The sequence below is a fragment of the Bathymodiolus azoricus thioautotrophic gill symbiont genome (assembly GCF_001298715.1).
Lineage (GTDB): Bacteria > Pseudomonadota > Gammaproteobacteria > PS1 > Pseudothioglobaceae > Thiodubiliella.
Window position 1 is genome coordinate 1 of sequence record NZ_CDSC02000127.1, and the last position, 848, is coordinate 848.

An 848-nucleotide genomic window follows, 5' to 3' on the forward strand; every position below is an offset into this window, starting at 1 on the left:
CTTGAAAGAACCGATTTAGTTAACATTTTTTTAAGCAAAACGACCAAGGAATAAGAGGTATTTTAACAAAAGTTGGTTGATTTGTCTAGGGTTATTGTTAGTTTTATTGTTATAAATCAATGTTTTGTGTGGTTTTTAAGGGCTGACTACTTACGGTGGTTTAGCAAAACTCATTAATCGCCCAAAAGCACATCGTGCGGTTGGCTCGGCGATGAATAAAAACCCTTTTGCACCTGAAGTGCCTTGTCATCGTGTGGTGAAATCAAATGGAGAGTTAGGGGGTTTTGCAGATGACCTATCTGTAAAAATAAAACGCCTTCAAAAAGAAGGCGTTTTAGTGAAGAATGGAAAGATTATAGATTTTAAGAAAATATCTGTTTAAAGTAGTTGATCTATAGTTTTTAATTACAAACCCAGATCATGCATAGTTTTTATAGACTTTTTTATATTTTGTTCAAGTTTTCTTTCAATTTCATTTTTTTGAGCACTGGATAAATAACTCCATTTTTTAGGTAAATTTTTAAATGAGACGGCGGCAAAATCATGAAAATGTGTATTGAATTCTTCACCAGATTTTAATTTTACAAGAGCATTCATCTCTATATAGGTAGATGCTTTATCTCGTAAACCAAAAAATGATCTTTGATAAACTCCATAACCTGCATTATTTGGAGCCGCAGGAAGATCTAACCCTGAAGGTTCAAGTGTTATAATTAAATCAACTTCGCTCTTATATTCTTTTGTTTTATTATAAACGGCAATATTTTTATAGCCTTTTTGACTAAAATACTTGGCGAATATATTGGACAATTTTTCTTGATAATTTTTGTTTATTATATAGTCGTAAC

2 protein-coding genes are annotated in these 848 nt (G+C 31.4%); one reads left to right on the forward strand and one right to left on the reverse strand.

The features are described 5' to 3' along the window. Window positions 1-142 precede the first annotated feature (142 nt). Window positions 143-382 (forward strand): MGMT family protein, encoded by a 240-nt coding sequence (locus tag BAZSYMA_RS02470; protein WP_090715282.1) that lies wholly within the window; start codon window positions 143-145, stop codon window positions 380-382. A 23-nt stretch (window positions 383-405) separates the two neighbouring features. Here BAZSYMA_RS02470 and BAZSYMA_RS09820 read toward each other — a convergent pair. Beyond that, window positions 406-848, reverse strand: a 443-nt coding sequence (locus BAZSYMA_RS09820) for a hypothetical protein (protein ID WP_195910057.1), incomplete at its 5' end; no start/stop codon positions are given.